Source organism: Paraburkholderia sp. AV2, assembly GCF_054968425.1.
Window position 1 is genome coordinate 93,192 of sequence record NZ_JBANLK010000015.1, and the last position, 21,789, is coordinate 114,980.

Below are 21,789 nucleotides of genomic sequence, written 5' to 3' on the forward strand. Positions count from 1 at the left end.
CGATGCGCAAGCCGCGTTCGCCGTCACGGCGGATTGTTGTGCCGTTCGAATGCAATGATTTGGCTTTTTTTGCTGTTCGCCTGTTAAATCGGATTCCTCAATGAAGATCCGGAATTCCGCAGACGGGCAAAGCGTGACCGGGACGCATCGTTCCGGCCGGCTTCCCGGCGCTCGCTGCCGCTGGCCCACGGCACATCGCGCCGCCGGCTTCATTGCATATGCATTCCGCCGTTGATGGCGATATCGGCGCCCGTGATGAACGCCGCGTCGTCCGAGCACAGAAACGCCACCAGCGCGGCGACTTCGTCGGGCTGCCCGAGCCGCCCGACGGGAATCTGCGGCAGGATGCGCGTCTGCATCACGTCCTGCGGTACCGCTTCCACCATCCGGGTCGCGAGGTAGCCCGGCGACACCGTATTCACGGTAACGCCCTTTCGCGCGACCTCCAGCGCGAGCGACTTCGTGAAACCGTGCATCCCCGCCTTCGACGCCGCATAGTTGGTCTGCCCGAATGCACCGCGCGAGCCGTTGACCGAGCCGACGTTCACGATGCGGCCGAAGCCGCGCTCGATCATGCCCGCCACGAACGGCTTCGTGACGTTGAAGATCGCATCGAGGTCGGTGCGCACCACGGCGTCCCAGTCGGGCTTCGTCATCTTCATGAAGGTCCGGTCGCAGGTGATGCCCGCGTTGTTGACGAGCACGTCCACCTGGCCGAGTTCGCTCAGGACGCGTTCGGCAGCGCGGTGGCATGAGTCGAAATCGGCGACGTTCATCTCGTACGACTCGAAGTGCCGTCCGGCCGCACGCTCCGCCTGGAGCCACGCCGGCGCCCGCTCGTTACCGGGCGAGCGCGATACCGCAACGGTCATGCCCGCGTCGTGCAGCCTTCGGCTGATCGCCTCGCCGAGGCCCCCCATGCCCCCCGTTACCAATGCGATACGTTTAGCGGCCATGCTGCTCTCCGTGGGCATGCCCGGCGGGCTCGGCAGTGTGCACGACCGCGTCGCTGACCACACCATTGCCTGCATAAGCGCTGCCTACGGCGCGCTCGAACATCGCCATCCAGTCGCGCATCGGCAGCGCGGACGCCGTGCCGGCGCCAGGCTGGAACGTGCCAAGCGAGTCATGCCAGTTCTGCGCGAGGTCGCGCGCCAGATCGCTCCACGCGCCTGCGCCCTGCAGCGTGGCGGCGACGCCCTCCTGCCAGAGCGCGGTGCTCGCGCCGACGTAGTCGTGCAGCACGCTCTGGCCGGCGGTGGCGAAGTCGCTCCAGTCATGGGCCTCGCGCAAGGATTCCAGCGTGCTTTCAAGCGCTGCCCTGTCGCGCGCAAGGCGGCGCTGCTGCAACTTCAGGAGTTGTTCGCGCCACTGCTGGCCATGTTCGAGCAGTTGAAGTGCGGCACTGGCGTTGACTCGGTACGCATCGAATGCAGAAAAGGAAACGGTAGCCATGAGCGGGGTCCTCTCAGGATCGGAATGCCCGGCGCGGCGCCGGGTTCGGCGCGCCACGGACCGGCGGGAGCGAACGCGGGCGGCATGTGCGGTTCGGACCCGGTCATGTCCGGATTTCGGGCGCGGACGGCGCGCCACACGACGCACGTTCGTTCGATGCACGTGCGGGCTGCGCGCAGCGGATCGCGGCGGCCCAGGCGGCGCTGCACCGAGGGTTCGGGATGCAGCAGACTTCAGGTTCGCTCGATCACCTCATCATCATAGGCACGAAGATTGGCCGCTGCGTGACGGATGCGCTTCCACCCGCTGATCCAGATCATTTATCGAGAAAACAGAGTGACCCGACAGACGCCACCCAACCCCTTTCCCAGCAATTTCGAGATTAATCGCCGGACCAGCACGAAGTGCTTCACGAATTGTGGACGCTCACGCGGCGGCCTCGTCCTCGCAGCGCACGAGCATCACGGGACGATCGGCCATGCGCAGGAACGATTCCGCCACGCTGCCCAGCAACAGCCGTTTCACGCCCGAAAGGCCGCGCGTGCCCATCACGACGAGTTCGACGCCCTCTTCAGCCGCGATGCGATAAATCACCGCGGCAATTTCTTCGCCGCTCGAATCGGCGGCGCGCGTGCTGCCTTCTACCCCTTCGCGCGCGAACACCGCCCTCGCTTCCTCGAACGCCAGCGTGGCGGCGTCGTTCTCCGCGGACTGGCGCGTCGGCTCCTCGGCGAAGCCCGAGGCGACATCCACGAGCCGTGCGGGATGCTGCACGACGCACAGCGCCTGCACGCGGCCGCCCGTCGCCTTCGCGATCTTTACGGCCTCGTCGAGCGCGCGGCGGCCGCTACGGCTGCCATCGACCGCCACCAGAATTTCCTTGTACATCGTGACCTCCCGGGCAATGCCCATGATGCGCGGCGGCCATTGAGCGCCGCCGCCCCGCATGCACTCATCAGCGCAGGGTCAGCACCGCCGCGCCCGTCAGCCGTCCCTCGCGCAGGTCGGCGAGCGCTTCGTTCGCGCGCGCGAGCGGGTAAGGTTTTGCCTCGATTTCGAGCGTGTGGCGCGCGGCAATCGCCATGAACGCCGCGCCGTCCTCGCGCGTGAGGTTCGCGACCGACACGATGTGCCGTTCGTCCCAGAGCCACGCGTAGGGAAACGCCGGAATGTCGCTCATATGGATGCCGCCGCAGACCACCGTGCCGCCCTTCGCGACCGCCCGCAGCGCGGCCGGCACGAGCGCGCCCACGGGAGCGAACAGCAGGGCGGCATCGAGCGCCTCGGGCGCCGGCTCGTCGCTGCCGCCCGCCCATGCAGCCCCGAGGCGCCGCGCGAACTGTTGGGCCGGGTTGTCGCCAGGACGGGTGAACGCATACACGGTGCGGCCCTGATGCCGCGCGACCTGCGCGACGATATGCGCCGCAGCGCCGAATCCGTAAATGCCGATGCGCTCGGCATCGCCCGCCATCGCCAGCGTGCGATAGCCGATCAAGCCGGCGCACAGCAGCGGCGCCGCGTCGACGTCGCTGTACTGGCGCGGCAGATGGAAGCAATAGCGTGCGTCGGCGACGGTGCGTTGCGCATAACCGCCGTCGAGCGTATAGCCGGTGAAGCCGGGCGTGTCGCAGAGGTTCTCGCGGCCGCGCAGGCAGAAGCGGCAATGGCCGCAGGTGTGGCCGAGCCACGGCACGCCCACGCGGTCGCCCGGCGCGAACCCGGTGACGCCGCGCCCGAGCGCCGCGACCGTGCCGACGATCTCGTGCCCCGGAATCACCGGTTTCTTCGGATGCCGAAGCTCGCCGTCGACGACATGCAGATCGGTACGGCAAACGCCGCACGCGTGCACGTCGATCAGCAATTCGCCCTCGCCCGGTTCGGGGTCGGGCAAATCGACTTCGCGCAGCAACGGACTCGTGCCGTCGAACAGCATCGCACGCATGGCCTGGCTCCCGGGCAATGCACCGCGGATGAATGCGCGGTGTCCACAAGAATCATGTTACGCGGTCGGCATGCGAGCGGCGCATCACTGCGCAAGGCTATGCAACGCCCTCAGCCTCCCCGGCCGAATACTCGTGCGAAAGCGGTCACGAACACGTCGAGCCGGTCCGCCGCGAGGCAGTTGATGCCCGCGGCGCCTACCCGGCCGTTGCCGCCCGGAAAACCGCGGCACAGTTCGTCGGCGCCGCGCGGGCTTGCGAGCGGCGCGCGCACGCTCACGGCATAGCTGCCGTCCGCATTCGTGGTCAGTACGGCGTGCGCGCGCGTGGGCTCCTCGACAGCCAGCGCATTGCCGAACACCCCGCGCACGCGGCGCGCCCATGGCGCGTCCGGCAGCACGACAACGCTGCCGTACTGCAATGCGATGAGCGGCGTCACGGCCTGGGCGAGCGCGAGATCCTCGTGGCGGCGCTCGGCGAGTTGCCCGACGAACGGCTCGGCCCCGAGGAAGTCGAACGGATCGGCGTAGGGCCGGATCGCCTCGTAGAGTGTCTGGGGCGCGATCATCAGGTCCGAGACCGCGTCGCCGTAGGCGTTGTAGTTGATCGACTCGCCCAGCTCGCGCAACTGCCCGGACTGCGCGTCGCTCAAACCGGCCTGCTGCGCAAGCGCACGAGCCGTGGCGGGCAGATTGTCCCCCCACGCCGCCGTGATCGCCCACCCACGATAGCGTCCGCCCACGTGACGATCCACCAGCACGCTCGTGCAAACCTGAGCGGTGGTGTCGATATGCGCGACGAGATTCACGGTGTGCGGCAGGTCGCCCGCGTAATGATGGTCGAAGTATTCGACTCGTACGCCCATTTCTAGCAGCTTGACGAGCGCCTCGCGATTCGTGTCGAACGAGATGTCGAGTACCGTCAGCGTATCGCCTGCCCTGGCCGGCACGCGCGCGACGAGCGCCGTATCCCGCTTCACGCCGGTCACGAGCTTCGTCTCCAGCGGCCTCGCGAGACGAAGCTGGTGCAGCGCGCAGATGCCGTCCGCGTCGCCGTTGAATACATCGAAGTGCGCCATGTTGTCTCTGTTATCGATGTGTAAAACGTAACAGTATCGCGCACCGTGGGGCGCAAGGACAAAGACGAGCGCAAACGCGAAGCGATTCGGTCAAGCCGTGCCACCCGCTAAACATGGCGAGGCGCGGCATGCGAACAGCATCGAATGAGGTGGAATACCGCAGGGTCGCTGCCCGGCGCGGGCCTGCCGGCGGGGACGTTCGTGACGGCGCACCGGCAGGCGCCCGGGATCGGACCGGCGACGGTCGCCCGCGCCGGCGCCCCGGGGAGGGTCAGCGCACGACGATTGGCCGCACGACCGGCCAGCGCAGCGTGGATGCGACCGGAAAGCTCGGTTTGCGGCCCACAGGGGCGCGCCAGGACTGCATGCGGGCGCTCATCGCCGAACACAGGGCAATGCCCTCCTCGCCGTACAGGCTCGCCATGGCCTGCTGCACGAGGCCCGCCTCGAACCAGCCCTTGAAGCGCCGGTGACAGGTGCGAAAGTCGGGATAGCAGTCGGGCAACGCGGACCAGACCGAACCGGTCCGCAGTACCGAGTGGATAGCTTCGAACACGGCCCGCGCGCAATGCGCGGGCCGTCCGCGGCGCGGGCCGCCAAGACGCCCTTCGTGAAACAGCGATGCGACGCTGTTCCATTGTTCATCGTTCAGCTCCAGGCAGGGCTGGCGGGAAATCTGATGTTCCATGAGATTCTCTCTTACAGCAACCCTCCCAAGTTACCGTTCAAGCCAGCCAGACAATATCGGACTAGTCTCAAAACTCCGCGACGCCTCTGGGCGCCGTTCCGCCCGGACCATTGCGCCACCGACGTTACGCCGGCACGCTACACTGCCGCTTTCCGAATATCGCGGACGCATCCCGATGAAGGCTTCCTCCGATTTCTCCGCCGCTTCCCGCATCCGTGTCGGCATCGGCGGCTGGATCTATCCGGAATGGCGTGGCACGTTCTATCCGGACGGCCTCCCCCAGCGGCGCGAACTCGAATACGCGAGCCGCAGCCTGTCGACCATCGAAATCAACAGCACCTACTACGGCGCCCAGCGCCCCGAAAGTTTCGCTCGCTGGCACGACGAGACCCCCGACGATTTCGTCTTCGCGCTAAAGGCGCCGCGTTTTGCGATGAACCGCCGCGTGCTGGCCGAAGCGGGTCCGACCATCGAACGGTTCCTCGCCTCGGGCGTATTGCGCCTTGGCGCGAAGCTCGGCCCGATCAACTGGCAGCTCACGCCCGGCAAGCGGTTCGATCCGGAGGACTACGCACGATTCCTCGAACTGCTGCCGTCCGAGGCAGAAGGCGTGCCTTTGCGGCACGCACTGGAAGTGCGCGACGCGAGTTTCCGCACCGCGGAATTTGTCGAGCTGGCGCGCCGCCACCGCGCGGCGATCGTGGTATCGGGAGACTCCGATTACGTCTCTATCGCCGACGCAAGCGCACCGTTCGTCTATGCGCGCATCATGGGCACGCGCGAGAACGAGCCCCTGGGCTACGCTCCGGGCGAGCTCGACCGGTGGGCGCAGCGGGCAAGTCTCTGGGCCCGCGGCGGCACGCCGGACGATCTGCCCACGTTCGGCGCGCCGCTTGCCGCGAAGGACGGCCGCGACGTGTTCCTCTACGTGATCAGCGGTTACAAGGTGCGCAACCCCGCGGCCGCGAGGGCGTTGATCGAACGGCTGAGCGCGGCGTGACTGGCCGCACCGTTCAGCGCGGCTGTTCGCTGCACCACAGATAACCGATCACCGCGCGCGTCACGCGCGCCTGGAGCACCGCGGCATTGGTCTCGCCGCGCTCGCCTGCCGCGTCGACCATGCCGTGCACGATGGCCGACACGTCATGCGCGGCGGTATCGCAATCGTCCAGCCGCGGCGCATCTGTCAGGCGCAGCAAACAGACGAGTGCCGCGTGGAGCCGCTCGCCCACCCGCGCATCGCGCTCGTCGAGCGGCAGGCGGCGCTCCTCGAAGTCGAGCACGCGCGCGAGCGCCGGACGCCGCATCTGGTGCGCCACGCCCGCCCGGACGAGGCCGAGCAGACCGGCCTCGCAGGTCGACGCCAAGGCTGCCGCGTCGACCTCCGAGAGCAAGACCGCGCTTTCGCGCTCGATGAGCGCGGCCGTCAGCGCGTCGCGATTCGGAAAATATTGATAGAGCGAGCCGACGCTCACGCCCGCACGCTGGGCGACCGCGTTCGTCGTGTAACCTGGCAGACCCGTCGTTTCAAGGATGCGGGCAGCCGCTTCGAGTATGGCCTCGACGGTGGCTGCCGAGCGGCGCTGCGTCGGTTGCTTGCGCGCATCGAGCGGTGCCGGTCGGCGGCGCGCGCCGCGTGTCGTGGTGGTCATGGTCGTGGACGCCAGGGCAGATGTGAGCTATCGCTCGCATTCTACACCTCGCATCCGGGCCTTCCCGCGGGCAGCGCGGGTGAGCGCAGGCGCTTTCAGATCTGCCGGCGCATCTCCGCCGCCGGCAGCTTCATCATCTGCCGGTATTTCGTGACGGTACGGCGCGCGACCTGCACACCCTGCTTTTCGAGTTCCTGCGTGAGCACGACGTCGGAGAGCGGATCGCGCGGATCCTCCGCACCGATCATTTCCTTGATGAGCGCGCGTACGGCTGCCGCCGAACACGTGCCGCCCGTGCGCGTTTCCAGCTCGCGCGGGAAGAAGCGCTTGAACTCGAAGATGCCGCGCGGCGTGGCCATGTATTTGTTGCCGGTCGCCCGGGAAACGGTCGACTCGTGCAGGCCGAGTTCGTCGGCGACGTCGCGCAGCAGCATGGGACGCAGCGCGATCTCGCCATACTGGAAGAACGCCTTCTGGCGCGCGACGATGCATTCGCCCACGCGCAGGATCGTCTCGCAGCGCTTGTGCGCGTTGCGGATCAGCCAGCGCGCTTCCTGCAACTGCTGGGCAAGCGGCGAGCGGCTCGTCTCTCCCGAGCGCGCGAACATCTCCGCGTAGAGTTTGTGAATCCGCGCGCGCGGCTCGATAGCCGGATTGACGCTCACGACCCACTTGCCCCGCACCTGGCGCACGATCACATCGGGCACGACGTAGCCGCCGTCGGCCCGGCCATACTGGTTGCCCGGCTTCGGATCGAGCCGGCGCACGAGCGCGCACGCCGCCTGCAGTTCTCCCGCGTCGCAGCCTAGCTGGCGCTGGAGCTCGCCGTTCTCGCGGCGCGCCAGCCGTTCGAGATGCTGCGTGACGATCCGGTGCGCAAGATCCCGGTTCGGCGTGTCCTCGGGCATCGACTCAAGCTGCAGCGCGAGACATTCGGACAACGAACGCGCGCCGATACCCGGCCTATCGAGCGTCTGCACGACGCGCAGCGCCACGCGCAGGCGGTCTTCGTCGAGCGTGTCGCCCACACCCTCGACGTCCGCCAGATCGGCCAGATCCTGGCGCAGGTAGCCGTCGTCGTCGAGCGCCTCGATCACCACCTGGACGGCGCCGCGATCGAGATCGTCGAGCGGCGAGAGGCGCAATGCATCGTGCAGTTGCTCGCGCAACGATATCGGCACCCGGACCCAGTCCGAGGCCTCCGATTCCGAATCGTCGGCACCGCGATAGTTCGATGTGCGTAGCGTGCCGGCCGCGGGCAGGTCCGCGGTGTAGGCCGACGGCTCCGACGCGAGCGCGCCGTCGTCCGCCCCGTCGCTCGCGGACCCAGCGGCAGTCTCGGGCGTTGCGTTCGCCGCCACGGCGCCGATGCCCGCCGCCGCGCCGTCCGCGGTCTCGGCTGCCTCGCCGTTCTCCGCCGCGGACGAGGCGTATTCCAGGAACGGGTTGGTGTCGAGTGCTTCGCGAAGCTCCTGCTGGAACTCCAGCGACGATAGCTGCAACAGGCGCACCGCCTGCTGCAGGCGCGGCGTCAGGGCGATCTGCTGGCGCGCGTGTAACGCAATGGAAGGCATGGCGAATCCCGTTCGTGAAAAGGCAAGTGAACGAGATCAAGCAACACCCATGCCAGTATCGACAAGTCTATGTTCTGAAACGGGATCGGCACTTGCTAGGCAATTTCGGGCACCCGCCCGGTCGGCACGTTTTTACAATCGCACGGAAAATTCTCGCGACTGGCACGGCTTGCAGCCGGGCCGCGCACGTGGCCGGTGGGGACAGACGCGGCGATGAACCGGCGGGCTCCGGAAGCCGCGCCGCCCGCCACGTTGCGCGGCGCGGCACAACACTTGCACGAGTCATGGCGGACATCACCGCAAAAGGAGAAGCTCGCATGAAGCACACCCTGACTCTCAAGACCGCAGCCGGGATCGCCTGCATGACCTTCGCCCTCGCCGCCGCGGCGCAGACGGACGCAAACGGCTCGACCGCGCCGGCGGCCAGCTCGGAAACCGTGGGCCAGCACGTTGACGACGCAACCATCACGACCAAGGTAAAAGCCGATCTGCTTGCCGCGAACAACGTGAAGTCGGAGCACATTCATGTGAAGACGCGCAAGGGCGTCGTGTCGCTGACCGGCACCGTGCCGAGCGCCGAAGACCGCGACAATGCGAAGCAGGTCGTGGAAAACGTCGCCGGCGTCACTTCGGTGAAGGATCACCTCAAGGTCGTGACCCAGTAACACCACAACCGGGGGCGCAAAATACCGCGCCCCCGGCCTGGACTTCGACCTCGGGCCGTCCGCAGCGCCTGTGCGCCTGTGCGCGTGTCAGCCGCGGCGCGACCCGGCCTGGCTCAGTTGCTCGCGGCGCCGGTCGCCCTGGCGCGCGAGCATCCAGCCCGGATATTCGGCGGGCAGGCGGCTCACGTCGTCGAGCTCCGCCAGTTCCTCCTGAGAAAGCTTCACCTGCGTCGCCGCCACGTTGTCGTCGAGCTGATCGACGCGTTTCGCGCCGACGATCACCGAGGTCACGACAGGCTGATGCAGCAGCCACGCCAGCGCGATCTGCGCGACCGAAACGCCCTTGCGCCCGGCAATCGCCCGCATCGTATCAACGCAATTCCACGCGCGTTCGCGCTCCACGGGCGGGAAGTCGAATGTCGTGCGGCGGCTGCCCGCTTCCCCTGCCTTGTCGCGGCCATACTTGCCGCTCAGAAGGCCGCCGGCGAGCGGGCTCCACACCATGAGACCCAGCCCTTCGCTGGCGAGCATGGGCACGAGTTCGCGCTCGAGATCCCGGCCCGCGATCGTGTAGTACGCCTGCAGCGATTCGAAGCGCGAGAGGCCATGGTGCTGCGCGATGCCGAGCGCCTTGACGATCTGCCAGGCCGCCCAGTTCGATACGCCGACGTAGCGTACATGCCCCTGCCGCACGAGCGTGTCGAGCGCGCGCACGGTCTCCTCGATCGGCGTAGCCGGGTCGAAGCCATGGATCTGGTACAGATCGACATGGTCGAGCTGCAGGCGCTTCAGGCTCGCCTTGATGCCGTCCATGATGTGATAGCGCGTGGCGCCCGCCTCGTTGGGCGTCGCGCCCATCTGACCGAAGACTTTCGTTGCGACCACCACCTGCTCGCGCGGAATCTTGAGGTTTTTCAGCGCCTGCCCGGTGATCTGCTCGGACACGCCCTGCGAGTAGACGTCGGCCGTGTCGATGAAATTGATACCGGCGTCGATAGCCCGGCCGATCAGGCGTTCGGCATCGGCCTGCTGCAGATCGCCGATCTGATTCCAGATGCCGTCGCCGCCGCCGAAGGTCATCGTGCCGAGGCAAAGTTCCGAGACGAACAGGCCGGTGCGGCCAAGAGTGTTGTATCGCATGGTGATGCCTCCGTTTTGAGAACAGGGAGAAAAGCCGACCCCGGCGAGAATACTGCTCGCGGCGCGCGCGTGCAGAAAACCGGCCAGGCCGGAGCGAGCCCCTTCGACAGCGCAGCGAAACGCGTGCCGCTTGCGCCCCATGCAGCCCCGCGCAAAAACTGCGAGACTGGCGCATGCGCACGCTGGACAAACGCGTGTGCGCCCTTACCTGTGTCAGCATGACATTGCCTTCCCCTGCCACCCTGAGTCTCGAAGCGGCTGCGGACGATCCGCTCGCACGCTTCCATCCGGCCGTCGCGAACTGGTTCAGGCGCAGCTTCGCCGCGCCCACGGCCGCCCAGTGCGCCGCCTGGCCGCTCATTGCCGGGGGCCGCGCGACGCTCGTCGCCGCGCCGACCGGTTCCGGCAAGACGCTCACGGCGTTCCTCGCCGCGCTCGATGAACTCGTGCGCGAAGGACTCGCAAACGGCGGCGCCCTGCCAGATGCGACGCTCGTGGTCTACGTCTCCCCCCTCAAGGCGCTCTCGAACGACATTCGCCTGAACCTCGAACGACCGCTCGAAGGCATCGCCGAAGAACTCGCGCGCCTCGATCTGCCGCCCGTCGAAATCCGCACCGCGGTCCGCACCGGCGACACGCCGCAGCCCGAGCGCGCCGCCCTGCGCAAGCGCGCCCCTCACATCCTCGTGACCACGCCCGAATCCCTCTACGTACTGCTGGGTTCGGAGTCGGGTCGCCGCATGCTCGCGACGGCGCGCAGCGTGATCGTCGACGAAATTCACGCGCTCGCGGGCAACAAGCGCGGCTGCCATCTCGCGCTGAGCCTCGAGCGGCTCGACGCGCTGTGCGGACGGCGGCTCCTGCGCATCGGGCTTTCGGCGACGCAAAAGCCTGTCGATGCCGTCGCGCGCTTTCTCGTCGGCATGGGCCCCGAGCCGCAGACGCCACCGGCCTGCGAAATCGTCGACGTCGGCCATACGCGCGAGCGCGATCTGGCGATCGAGGTGCCGCCCGTGCCGCTGGAAGCAGTGATGGCCAACGACGTTTGGGAGCGCGTCTACGACCGCATGGCCGAACTCGTGGCGCAGCACCGCACGACGCTCGTATTCGTGAACACGCGGCGCATGGCCGAACGCGTCGCGCGCCACCTCAGCGACCGGCTCGGCGCCGAAGCCGTCGCGGCGCACCACGGCAGCCTCGCGCGCGAGCACCGCTTCGATGCCGAGCAGCGTCTGAAACGCGGCGCGTTGCGCGTGCTCGTGGCGACGGCGTCGCTCGAACTGGGCATCGATATCGGCGACGTGGATCTGGTCTGCCAGATCGGCTCGCCGCGCTCGATCGCAGGCTTCCTGCAGCGTGTGGGGCGCTCGGGGCACCAGGTTGGCGGCATGCCGAAAGGTCGGCTCTTTCCAACCTCGCGAGACGACCTCGTGGAGTGCGCCGCGCTGCTGGACTGCGTGCGACGCGGCGAACTCGACCGGCTGAGCGTGCCGCACGCGCCGCTCGACGTGCTCGCGCAGCAGATCGTCGCCGAAGTGGCCTGCGAAGCGTGGGACGAAGACGCCCTCTATGCACTCGTGCGGCGGGCGCTGCCCTGGGCCCGGCTGGAACGCGAGCCGTTCGACGCCGTGCTGCGCATGCTCGCCGAGGGCTATACGAGCCGGCACGGACCGCGGGCGGCGTACCTTCATCGCGACGCCGTGCACCACGTGCTGCGCGCGCGCCGCGGCGCGCGGCTCGTCGCGCTGACGTCGGGCGGCACGATTCCCGATAACGCCGACTACAGCGTGCTGCTCGAACCCCAAGGCCTGCAGATCGGCACGGTCAACGAGGACTTTGCGGTGGAGAGCCTCGCGGGCGATGTCTTCCAGCTCGGCAATGCGTCGTATCGCATTTTGCGCATCGAAGCGGGACGCGTGCGCGTGGAAGACGCACAAGGGCAGCCGCCGAACATTCCGTTCTGGCTCGGCGAGGCGCCGGGACGCAGCGACGAGCTTTCTGTCGCCGTAGGACGCCTCCGGTCTCAGGCGGAAAGGTTGTTAGCGGGAGCGGAAACACCCCTTGGCGCTATAGACAAAATTGACCGGCCCGCCTCGCCCTCGCCGGAAGCCGTGCGCGAGGCGGAACTGGCTGTTAGTTGCATTTCAGACGAGACCGACATTCAGCCGCAATGCCCGCCATCCCGGACCGCCGAGCCAGCCTCGTCCGGCGTGGAGCGCGTCTGCGACTGGCTCGCCGCGACGATCGGCCTGCCCGACGCCGCCGCCCGCCAGATCGCCGAATACCTCGCGCGCGCCTGGACCGCCCTCACCGCGCTGCCGACCCACGACACGCTCGTGATGGAACGCTTCTTCGACGAATCGGGCGGCACGCAGCTCGTGATCCATACGCCCTACGGCAGCCGCATCAACCGCGCGTGGGGTCTCGCGCTGCGCAAGCGCTTCTGCCGGCAGTTCAACTTCGAACTGCAGGCCGCCGCGACCGAGGACGCCATCATCCTCTCGCTCACCGGCGCGCACAGCTTCGCGCTGGACGAGGTATGGCGCTACCTGCACTCGAATACCGCCGGGCACCTGCTCGTGCAGGCGCTGCTCGACGCTCCGCTCTTCGGCGTGCGCTGGCGCTGGAACGCCACCACGGCCCTCGCGCTGCCGCGCCAGACAGGCGGCCGCAAGACGCCGCCGCAGATCCAGCGCATGCGCAGCGAGGATTTGCTCGCCGCGGTCTTTCCCGATCAGGTGGCTTGCGTGGAAAACCTCGTGGGCGAGCGCGAAATTCCGCGCCATCCGCTCGTGGACCAGACGCTCGACGACTGCCTGCACGATGCTATGGATACCGAAGCATGGCTCGCCCTGCTCCGGCGTATCGAAGCAGGCAAGGTGCGGCTCGTGACCCGCGACCTGAACGGGCCGTCGCCGCTCGCCGCCGAGATCCTCACGGCGCGCCCCTACGCGTTCCTCGACGACGCGCCGATCGAGGAGCGCCGCACCCAGGCCGTGCTGAGCCGTCGCTGGAGCGACCCCGAAACGGCCGACGACCTGGGCGCGCTCGATGCCGAAGCCATCGCGGGCGTGCGCGAGGAAGCGTGGCCGCAAGCGCGCGACGCGGAAGAGATGCACGACGCGCTCACGACGCTTGCCTGCCTTACCGAAAGCGAAGTGCAACGCGAGCCGGGCTGGTCAGACTGGCTGCGCGAACTGGCACGCTCGGGCCGCGCGACGCGTTTGCCTGTCGCGGAACACGACACGCTCTGGATTGCGGCCGAACGGCTGAACTGCGTGCGCGCGGTCTATCCGCAGGCGCGCGCCGAACCGCCGCTGCAGGCGCCACCCGGCTACGACGAAAGCTGGACCGAGGAAGCCGCCCTCGTCGAAGTGGTTCTTGCCCGGCTGTCGGGCTTGGGTCCGCTCACCCTCGCTCAGGTGGCGCGGCCCCTCGCGCTGGAGGCAAGCGCCGTCGCGCGGGCCCTGACGGCGCTCGAAGCCCAAGGTTCGGTGATGCGCGGCCGCTTCACGCCTGGCGCGCGCGAGGAGGAATGGTGCGAGCGCCATCTGCTCGCACGCATCCATCGCTACACCGTGCGCAAGCTGCGCCGCGAGATCGAACCGGTCGAGCGCCACGACTTCATGCGCTTCCTGTTCGAGTGGCAGCACGTTGCCGCCCCCACCCGCGGCTCGGGGCGCGACGCGCTCGCCGCCGTGCTCGCACAGTTCGAGGGCTGGGAGGCTTCGGCGCTCGCCTGGGAGGACGAGATCCTGCCTGCGCGCATCGACGATTTCACCCCCATGCTGCTCGACGAGCTGTGCCGCTCCGGGCGCCTGGCGTGGGGCCGCCTGCCGTCGCGCGCGACGGCGGGGTCGGCGGTGCGCAGCACGCCGGTCGTACTTCTGCCGCGGCGCGAACTCGCGCGCTGGACCGCGCTCGCGGCAACACCCGACGCAGCCGGCCTGCCGGCCAGAGCGCGGCGCGTCTACGACGCCCTGCTGCGGCACGGCGCGATGTTCTTCGACGAACTGGCTGCCGATACGCATCTGCTGGGCGTAGAGCTGGAAACCGCGCTGGGCGAGCTGGTCGCGGCGGGGCTCGTGAACGCCGACAGCTTCGCGGGCCTGCGCGCGCTGGTAAAGCCCGCGGCAAAGCGAAGTGCGCACGCGGGGCGGCGGCGCACGCGCGGCTTCGCGCCGCTTGTGGGGGGCATGGCCGACGCGGGGCGCTGGGCGGTGGTGAGACGCATCGAGTTGTCTGTCGCCGATGCGGCCGCCGTAGACCAATCTTTGGGTCAACAAGACGTTGCGGCGATTCCGGATACACGCACCCAGCCGCGCGCCGATCCCGATCTGCTCGAACACGTGGCCAACGTGCTGCTGCGCCGCTACGGCGTGGTGTGCTGGCAACTGCTGATACGCGAGGCGGAGTGGATGCCGCCATGGCGGGACCTGCTGCGCGTGCTGCACCGCATGGAAGCGCGCGGGCACGTGCGCGGCGGGCGCTTCGTCACCGGCCTTTCGGGCGAACAATTCGCGCTGCCCGAGGCCGTCGCGCTGTTGCGCGAGGTGCGCCGGCGCGGCCCCGGCGACGGCACCCTGGTCTGCCTCGCGGCCACCGACCCGCTCAATCTGGCCGGCACGCTGCTGCCCGGGGAGAAGGTGCCGGCGCTCGCGGGAAATCGCATCGTGTTTCGCGACGGCGTGCCTGCGGCGACGCTCGTGGCGGGACGCTTCAGCCTGCTGGGCGCCTTCGACGAAACGGTGCGCGCGGCTCTGCAGGCGCGGTTGATGCGGCCGTCGTGCTAGTGCAACGAGCGCAGGCACGGCTCCGGCGACCGCCCATCAGCGAGGCGCCCCGAAATGGCGCCGCACGCGCAAACCGTTCGCCACCACGAGCAGGCTCGCGCCCATGTCCGCGAATACGGCCATCCAGAGCGTCGCCTCGCCCGCCAGCGCCAGGGAGAGAAACACCGCCTTGATGCCGAGTGCGAGCGCGATGTTCTGCGTGAGCACCGCCGCGGTCTTGCGGCTCAGGCCGATGAACGCCGCGATCTTGCGCGGATCGTCGTCCATGATCGCGACGTCGGCGGTTTCGAGCGCCGTCGCCGTGCCCGCCGCGCCCATCGCGAAACCGATGTCGGCGCGCGCGAGCGCCGGAGCGTCGTTCACGCCGTCGCCGACCATCCCTGTCATGCCGGACTGCGCGGACAGTTCCGCGACCGCATCCTGCTTGTCCTGCGGCAGCAGATTGCCGCGGGCCTCGTCGATGCCGAGTTGCCCCGCAATCGCCCGCGCGGTCGCCGGGTTGTCGCCCGTCAGCATCACGGGCCGCACGCCCAGCGCTTTCAGCGCACGCACCGCCGCCGCGCTCTCGGGCCGCGCGGCGTCCGCGACAGCGAACACGGCCACCGCCTCCTTCGGCGAGCACAGCACGATGGCCGTCTTGCCCGCGCCCTCGAGCGTGGCGAGTGTCGCTTCGAGCTCGGGCGAGCACAGCCCCAGTTCTTCCACGAGCCGATGGTTGCCGAGATGCCAGAACGGGCCGTCGACGCGCCCCTTCACGCCGCGGCCGCCCAGCACGGCGAAGTCGTCGATGCGTTCGAGCGTATCGACGGGCTGCCGCTCGCGCCAGCCGGACACGAGTGCGCGCGCCACAGGATGGGTGCTCGATTCGTCGAGACTCGCGGCAATGCGCAGCGCCGCTTCGACAGGCAACCCGGCGATGGCGAGCACATCGGTCAGTACCGGCTCGCCCCGCGTGAGCGTGCCCGTCTTGTCGAGCGCGACGACTTTCAGCAGCCGCCCGCGTTCGAGCCAGACGCCGCCCTTCACGAGCATGCCGAAGCGCGCGGCGGCCGCGAGGCCGCTCACGACCGTCACCGGGGTCGAGACCACGAGCGCGCACGGGCACGCGATCACGAGCAGCACGAGCGCCTTGTAGAGCCAGCCAGTCCAGGCGCCGCCGATGGCGAGCGGGCCGGCCACCGCGATCAGCACTGCGAGCGCGACCACGGCGGGCGTATAGAAGCGCGCGAACTGATCGACGAAGCGCTGGGTCGGCGCGCGTTGCGCCTGGGCGTCCTGCACCGCGGCTGCAATGCGGGCGAGCGTGCTCTCGCGCGCCGTCGCCGTGACGACGGCTTCGACCACACCGTCGACGACGATGCTGCCCGCGTAGAGCGTATCGCCCGCGGCCTTGTCGACGGGAAGGCTTTCGCCCGTGATGGGCGCCTGGTCCAGGGCCGCAGGGCCGTCCACCACGCGAGCGTCGAGCGGCACGCGCTCGCCGGTCCGCACACGAATCCGGTTGCCGATCGCCACCTCGCCGACCGCGCGCGTGAGCCACCGGCCGAGGCCGCGCGCGGCGGCATCGGCAGGTTGGCTGGCGTCTTCCGCCTGCCAGACCTCGGCGGTGTCGGGGGCGAGCGCCGTCAGCGAGCGGATGGCGTTGCGCGCGCGTTCGAGCGACAGCGCTTCGATCTCCTCGGCGAGCGCGAACAGGAACACGACCATCGCCGCCTCCGGCCACTTGCCGATCACGACCGCGCCGATCACCGCCAACGACATCAGGAAGTAGATATTGACCGTGACGTTCTTCAGCGCGATCCAGCCCTTGCGCAGCGTCGGCTGGCCGGTGCTCCACGCGAGCACCTCGGCGGACGCGGCCGCGACGCCGCTGATTGCCAGCAGCAGCTTCTGGCGGCCCGCAAAACGCAGCGTCTCGACCTGGCCTGCGGTCGGCGCGGCCTCGTCGAGCACGCGCGGTGCCATATCGAGGGCACGCAGTGCCTTGATCAACGGCTGCGCATCGTCGAGGCGGTGGTGCACCGTCAGCTCGCGCGCGAGCAGGTTGAAATCGAGGCGCACGACGCCCGGCATCGGTTCGAGGCGGTTGCGGATCAGCCGCTCCTCGGTCGGGCAGTCCATGTTGTCGATGCGATAGCGCGCGCGCTGTGTGCCATCGGGGGCAGGCGGCGGCAGCTCGCTGGGTGCTGCGGCGTGATCGTGGCCGTGGCAGCAGGCGCGGGCTGAGGTGTTGGCGTGGTCGTGCGTATGGCGGGCACCGTGGTCATGCCCGTGGTCGTCTCCGCGGCTGTGCCCGCCATGGTCGTGGTCATGTTCGTCGCCGCAGCCAGGGCCGTGGTCGTGCCCTTGATCACGGGCATGGTCGTGCTCGTGCGCAGGGTCATGATCACAACCATGACGATGCTCGTGCCCCTCATCCAGCGCCGATGCCCCGCCGGACGGATCTCCCGCCAGCCCTTCGATGCGCGCGCAATAGCGTTGCCCCGCGGCGTGCCGCAACCTGAAAGCCGTGACCATGGCCGATTTCTCCCAAAAATGACACAATCATTGGACAGCCTGTAGCGGCTACAGGGTCAAGCCATTTTTGGGAACCACGAGCATGAGGATCGGAGAACTGGCGCGCCTCGCTCATTGCGATGTCGAAACGGTGCGCTTCTACGAACGTGAGGGATTGCTGGACGAACCCGCGCGCGAAACCAACGGCTACCGCAGCTACGCGGGCGGACATGTCGCGCAGCTCAATTTCATCCGCCATTGCCGCTCGCTCGGTATCGGGCTTGCCGATATCCGCATGCTGCGACGCTTCCAGGTAGACCCGAGCCAGCCGTGCGACGAAGTGAACCAGCTCATCGACTGCCAGATCGAGCGGATCCACCAGCAGATCGCGTCGATGCGGACGCTGGAGCAACAATTGCGTACGCTGCGCGAAACCTGCCACGCGCACAACAGCAGCACCAGCGAATGCGGAATCATGAGAAATCTGGAGCAGCCCATGGATGAAGAATCCTGCTCCTGTCACGCAGATGCGCCTTTGCACGCCGCGGACGGCACGCCGCCGCCGGACCATAACTGAGCGCAACCGAGCGGCGCGCCCAGGACGTTTCGGGGTACTTCAGGGCGCGGCGGCAATCACCTCCGCTACCGTGGCCGTGAGCTTTTTCGCGTAGGGCACGTGCAGGAATTCGTTCGGGCCATGTGCGTTCGATTTCGGCCCGAGTACGCCGCAGACCATGAACTGCGATTTCGGAAAGCCCGCCTGCAGCACGTTCATCAGCGGAATCGTGCCGCCTTGGCCCAGGTAGGCGCAGTCCGCGCCGTAATGCTCGCGCGAAGCGGCATTGAGCGCGTCCGCCAGCCACGGTGCGAGTTCGGGCGCACTCCAGCCGTTCGCGGCGCCCGTGTCGGGCCTGAAGGTCACCCTCGCGTTGTACGGCGGGTCGAACTCGAGCAGCGCCTTCAGTTCGGCCACGGCCTTCGATGCCTCGACCAGCGGCGGCAGGCGCAGCGACAGCTTGAACGCCGTGCGCGGGCGCAGCACGTTGCCCGCGTCGGTCAGCGCGGGCAAGCCAGCCGCGCCCGTCACGGAAAGCGAAGGCCGCCACGCGGAATCGAGCAGCGCCTCTTGCGAATCGGTGGTCGTGGGCAGCACGCGGCGGCCGTCCTGGCCGCAGGCCCACGGAAGCGTTTTCCAGACGCCGTCGCCCAGTATCTTCGCGGTGGCTTCCGCTTCACGCAGGCGCTGCGGCGGAATCGGGCAATGGAACCCCTTGGGCAGGAGCGTACCGCTCGCGGCGTCCTCGAGCCGCTCGAAGAGTTGCCGCATCACGCGGAAGCTGGACGGGGCAATGCCGCCATACGAGCCCGAGTGCACGCCCTCGTCGAGCACCTGCACTTCGAGATCGCCCGACACGAGGCCGCGCAGCGACGTGGTGAGCCAGAGCTGATCGTAGTTGCCCGCGCCCGAGTCGAGGCAGACCACGAGCCCGACCTTGCCGAGCCGTTCGCTCAGCACGTCGACATAGTGCAGCAGGTCATAGCTGCCCGACTCCTCGCAGGTTTCGATGATGCCGACACAGCGCGGCCGCTCGATCCCCTGTGCGTCCAGCGCCGCCAGCGCTGTGACGCTCGCGTAGATGGCATAGCCGTCGTCGGCACCACCGCGACCGTACAGCCGCCCGTCTTCGAGCTTCGGCGTCCACGGGCCCAGATCGTTGCGCCAGCCCGCGAACTCCGGCTGCTTGTCGAGGTGGCCGTAGAGCACGACGGTTTCCTCGCTGCCCGAGCGCGTGGCCGGCGCTTCGAAGAAGATCACCGGCGTGCGGCCCACGAGCCGCACAACTTCGAGCTTCAGACCGCGCACCGGCTGCCGCTCCGCCCAGGACGCCGCGTCCTGCACGACACGCTCGACATAACCGTGCTTCGCCCAGTCCGGATCGAAGGCCGGGCTCTTCGCGGGCACCGCGATATAGTCGGTCAGCGCGGAAACGATCTCGTCGTTCCATTTGCGCTCGACGAAGGCGCGCAATGCGTCGTGATCGAGTTGCTGGCTGTCCTGGGTCGAATCGGAAATCATGGTTTGTGTCCCCGCGATGAAAGCTCCGATGATAGACCCGTTCATCCGCCCGCCGATATCCCCCTGGCCGATCGGCCAGGGGCTGCGCGCAATCCCATTTAGGGCGACAATGTAAGCTTACGCTGCAGCCCGGCGCGGGCTTTCACATAAAGGGAGGATCGACATGGCGAGCCATTCCGTCTTCGATATCGTCGTCCTCGTCGCGACGGTGGTGCTCTATTTCCTGCCTGCGCTGATCGCAGACCGCCGCAGGCGTCACGACCTGCTGACGATCGCGCTCTTCAATGCCGTGCTCGGCTGGTCCGTCGTCGGCTGGCTGGCGGCGCTCTACTGGTCGATCCAGCCGAATCCGCCCAAAGATCTCGCGAGAGAAACCAGGGATCGCCAGCGACGCCTTGGCATGGGGGGATTTTCGCGCATGCTCTCCGATCGCATAGCGGCGCGCGCCGCGCGCGGCAGCGGTGATCGCAAAGGCCCGTCGCGCTGAGGGATGCCGCGCCGTCCGGCTTGTCCCGATGGCCAGCGGATGCGGCACGGGCACCCGTTGGCCGGAGCGGCGTGAAATAATGACTCGAAGTCCTCACCGGTCACACGAACCGGCCCGTCTTCCCTGCACTTTCCGGAGCCCACGATGCATCACGCCGCCCCGATCCTCGCATTTGCCGCCGTCTCGCTCGGCATGGCCCTCACGCCCGGCCCGAACATGATCTATCTGCTTTCCCGTTCGATCTGCCAGGGGCGCAAAGCCGGCCTGATTTCGCTCGGAGGCGTCGCGCTCGGGTTCGTGTTTTACATGCTGTGCGCCGCGTTCGGCATTACCGCGCTGCTGATGACAGTGCCTTTTGCCTACGACGCGCTGCGCTTTGGCGGCGCACTCTACCTCGTGTGGCTCGCGTGGCAGGCACTCAAGCCGGGCGGCCGCTCGCCGTTCCAGGTTCGTGAACTGGCGCCGGATAGCCCGCGCAAGCTGTTTCTGATGGGTTTCGTCACGAACCTGCTGAATCCGAAGATCGCGATCCTCTATCTCTCGCTGCTGCCGCAGTTCATCGACCCGCACCAGGGCAGCGTTCTTGCCCAGTCGATCATGCTCGGCTTGATCCAGATCGCGCTTTCGATCACGGTGAATGCCACCGTAGCCATGACGGCAGGCACGATCGCGGCTTTCCTGGCAGGGCGTCCCGCCTGGCTCACAATCCAGCGCTGGTTGATGGGAACGGTGCTGGCGGGACTCGCCGTAAAAATCGCGGCCGAAGGGCAGCGCTAAGGCAAGCCCGGCTGGCCGGCGCCACTGCGTACCCGGAGTGAACGTCGAGCCAATTCCCAGCTAACTCCAGCTAACCGCAAACGAAACTCAAACGCGCCCCGATGGCGAACGCATAGCGGGCGCGTGCAGCTTGACCGAACCGGCGGGAATGGAGCGCGGCTCGATCTGGACCATGTCCTGGGCGAACATGTCCTGCCGCAGTTCGCCATGCTCATCGAACCACTGGCAGATCAGCCAGTGGCCAGGCGCAAAGCCCACCGGGCCGGCATACATGACGGTCATGCGCGGACCGCCGGATTTGAGGGTGACGACGTCGCCAATTCCGGCCATGGCGGCGCGCTGATTTTCGGCAACGTCGATGGTCGTATCAAGCATGTTATTCCCCGGAAATGGGTTATGCATACCCGGCTGGGTTATACGTTTCCCCGCTTGCAGGCCGGTCTGTCAATAATGGCACCCGGCTTTTTTATAAGTCTCGAAAGACTAACAATACGAATTATTCCGCGCAAGTGATTTTTAGATGAAACGGACAGAAAGGAAATCAGGCAATGCCGCAACCCCGGTCGCGGCAGCACGAATTACCGGGCGCCCCAACCGCGACGGGCAAAATCTCCGCCAGCAATCCGGCGAATAATCGGCGCAATGCGCCGCGGCATTTCGTTCTGCAATGCCGCAATAATCTGTCTGTTACCCGCTGAAAGGCGGCTCGCAGAATGCCCGGAATAATCGCCCGTCTGAAATTTTCATGAGGCGATTGAAAACGCTTTGCGGCCGGCAGGCTGTTCGTTATGTACCGTGAAGCACTTTTTGAACAATTCATTAACCCAGACCTGCCGGTATTAGTCATGGTATTTGCCGCAGGACGAGCAGCAAAGAATGCCTGTCACATTGCCCGATTTTCTCGCTCCCCAAAAAGAGCCCGATCCAAACCGGGACATCGCTCTGGAGCCGCATCGACACGGTATCC

The 21,789-nt window shown here is 67.7% G+C and carries 19 protein-coding genes; 6 read left to right on the forward strand and 13 right to left on the reverse strand.

All coding sequences use genetic code 11. The features are described from left to right. Positions 1 to 209: 209 nt before the first annotated feature. The 6 genes from phbB to V8683_RS13450 form a co-directional block, all read right to left on the reverse strand. Positions 210 to 956 (reverse strand): acetoacetyl-CoA reductase, encoded by a 747-nt coding sequence (gene phbB / locus V8683_RS13425; protein ID WP_411190822.1) that lies wholly within the window; start codon positions 954 to 956, stop codon positions 210 to 212. Then, entirely contained in the window at positions 946 to 1,455 is a 510-nt protein-coding gene (locus tag V8683_RS13430; protein WP_411190821.1) for a hypothetical protein, read from the reverse strand. The genes phbB and V8683_RS13430 overlap by 11 nt, the downstream gene beginning before the upstream one ends. Before the next feature lie 426 nt (positions 1,456 to 1,881). Continuing rightward, positions 1,882 to 2,343: a universal stress protein gene (locus V8683_RS13435; RefSeq protein WP_411190820.1), complete on the reverse strand. Its 462-nt coding sequence runs from the start codon at positions 2,341 to 2,343 to the stop codon at positions 1,882 to 1,884. Positions 2,344 to 2,410: 67 nt separating this feature from the next. Further along, positions 2,411 to 3,397, reverse strand: coding sequence for a zinc-dependent alcohol dehydrogenase family protein (locus tag V8683_RS13440; RefSeq protein WP_411190819.1), 987 nt, complete (start codon positions 3,395 to 3,397; stop codon positions 2,411 to 2,413). A gap of 110 nt (positions 3,398 to 3,507) precedes the next feature. Continuing rightward, positions 3,508 to 4,473, reverse strand: a complete 966-nt coding sequence (locus V8683_RS13445) for an acetyltransferase (protein WP_411190818.1) — start codon at positions 4,471 to 4,473, stop codon at positions 3,508 to 3,510. Positions 4,474 to 4,744: 271 nt separating this feature from the next. Continuing rightward, positions 4,745 to 5,161: a transposase gene (locus tag V8683_RS13450; RefSeq protein ID WP_411190817.1), complete on the reverse strand. Its 417-nt coding sequence runs from the start codon at positions 5,159 to 5,161 to the stop codon at positions 4,745 to 4,747. A 175-nt stretch (positions 5,162 to 5,336) separates the two neighbouring features. Here V8683_RS13450 and V8683_RS13455 point away from each other — a divergent pair, with 175 nt between their 5' ends. Beyond that, positions 5,337 to 6,161, forward strand: coding sequence for a DUF72 domain-containing protein (locus tag V8683_RS13455; RefSeq protein ID WP_411190816.1), 825 nt, complete (start codon positions 5,337 to 5,339; stop codon positions 6,159 to 6,161). Positions 6,162 to 6,174: 13 nt separating this feature from the next. Here the strand turns inward: V8683_RS13455 and V8683_RS13460 are convergent, their stop codons facing one another. Both V8683_RS13460 and V8683_RS13465 read right to left on the reverse strand, forming a co-directional pair. Continuing rightward, on the reverse strand, positions 6,175 to 6,813 hold the full coding sequence (locus tag V8683_RS13460) for a TetR/AcrR family transcriptional regulator (protein WP_411190815.1): 639 nt from the start codon (positions 6,811 to 6,813) through the stop codon (positions 6,175 to 6,177). A gap of 95 nt (positions 6,814 to 6,908) precedes the next feature. Beyond that, complete coding sequence (locus tag V8683_RS13465; protein WP_411190814.1) at positions 6,909 to 8,387, reverse strand: RNA polymerase factor sigma-54; 1,479 nt, start codon at positions 8,385 to 8,387, stop codon at positions 6,909 to 6,911. 317 nt (positions 8,388 to 8,704) lie between these two features. Here V8683_RS13465 and V8683_RS13470 point away from each other — a divergent pair, with 317 nt between their 5' ends. After that, positions 8,705 to 9,052: a BON domain-containing protein gene (locus V8683_RS13470; RefSeq protein ID WP_411190813.1), complete on the forward strand. Its 348-nt coding sequence runs from the start codon at positions 8,705 to 8,707 to the stop codon at positions 9,050 to 9,052. A gap of 87 nt (positions 9,053 to 9,139) precedes the next feature. Here V8683_RS13470 and V8683_RS13475 read toward each other — a convergent pair whose 3' ends face one another. Further along, on the reverse strand, positions 9,140 to 10,192 hold the full coding sequence (locus tag V8683_RS13475) for an aldo/keto reductase (RefSeq protein WP_411190812.1): 1,053 nt from the start codon (positions 10,190 to 10,192) through the stop codon (positions 9,140 to 9,142). A 218-nt stretch (positions 10,193 to 10,410) separates the two neighbouring features. Between V8683_RS13475 and V8683_RS13480 the strand changes: the two genes are divergently transcribed. Then, complete coding sequence (locus V8683_RS13480; protein ID WP_411190810.1) at positions 10,411 to 14,985, forward strand: Lhr family helicase; 4,575 nt, start codon at positions 10,411 to 10,413, stop codon at positions 14,983 to 14,985. Between the two features lie 36 nt (positions 14,986 to 15,021). Here the strand turns inward: V8683_RS13480 and V8683_RS13485 are convergent, their stop codons facing one another. Both V8683_RS13485 and V8683_RS13490 read right to left on the reverse strand, forming a co-directional pair. Beyond that, positions 15,022 to 17,106 (reverse strand): heavy metal translocating P-type ATPase, encoded by a 2,085-nt coding sequence (locus V8683_RS13485; RefSeq protein ID WP_411190809.1) that lies wholly within the window; start codon positions 17,104 to 17,106, stop codon positions 15,022 to 15,024. Further along, positions 17,079 to 17,381, reverse strand: coding sequence for a hypothetical protein (locus tag V8683_RS13490; protein WP_411190808.1), 303 nt, complete (start codon positions 17,379 to 17,381; stop codon positions 17,079 to 17,081). The genes V8683_RS13485 and V8683_RS13490 overlap by 28 nt, the downstream gene beginning before the upstream one ends. Before the next feature lie 203 nt (positions 17,382 to 17,584). Between V8683_RS13490 and V8683_RS13495 the strand changes: the two genes are divergently transcribed. Then, a complete protein-coding gene (locus V8683_RS13495) occupies positions 17,585 to 18,058 on the forward strand; it encodes a Cd(II)/Pb(II)-responsive transcriptional regulator (RefSeq protein WP_411190807.1) in 474 nt (157 codons plus the stop codon). 39 nt (positions 18,059 to 18,097) lie between these two features. On the opposite strand, the gene V8683_RS13500 is transcribed toward V8683_RS13495, so the two are convergent. Beyond that, positions 18,098 to 19,558 carry a M20 family metallopeptidase gene (locus tag V8683_RS13500; protein WP_411190806.1) on the reverse strand — a complete coding sequence of 487 codons (1,461 nt, stop codon included), beginning with the start codon at positions 19,556 to 19,558 and terminating at the stop codon, positions 18,098 to 18,100. Positions 19,559 to 19,721: 163 nt separating this feature from the next. Between V8683_RS13500 and V8683_RS13505 the strand changes: the two genes are divergently transcribed. Together V8683_RS13505 and V8683_RS13510 are read left to right on the forward strand one after the other, a co-directional pair. After that, the gene (locus tag V8683_RS13505; RefSeq protein WP_411190805.1) at positions 19,722 to 20,045 is read left to right on the forward strand and encodes a superinfection immunity protein; all 324 of its coding nucleotides are present in this window, start codon (positions 19,722 to 19,724) and stop codon (positions 20,043 to 20,045) included. Between the two features lie 144 nt (positions 20,046 to 20,189). Further along, a complete protein-coding gene (locus V8683_RS13510; protein ID WP_411190804.1) occupies positions 20,190 to 20,822 on the forward strand; it encodes a LysE family translocator in 633 nt (210 codons plus the stop codon). Between the two features lie 87 nt (positions 20,823 to 20,909). Here V8683_RS13510 and V8683_RS13515 read toward each other — a convergent pair whose 3' ends face one another. Next, positions 20,910 to 21,197: a YodC family protein gene (locus V8683_RS13515; protein ID WP_411190803.1), complete on the reverse strand. Its 288-nt coding sequence runs from the start codon at positions 21,195 to 21,197 to the stop codon at positions 20,910 to 20,912. Positions 21,198 to 21,789 lie beyond the last annotated feature (592 nt).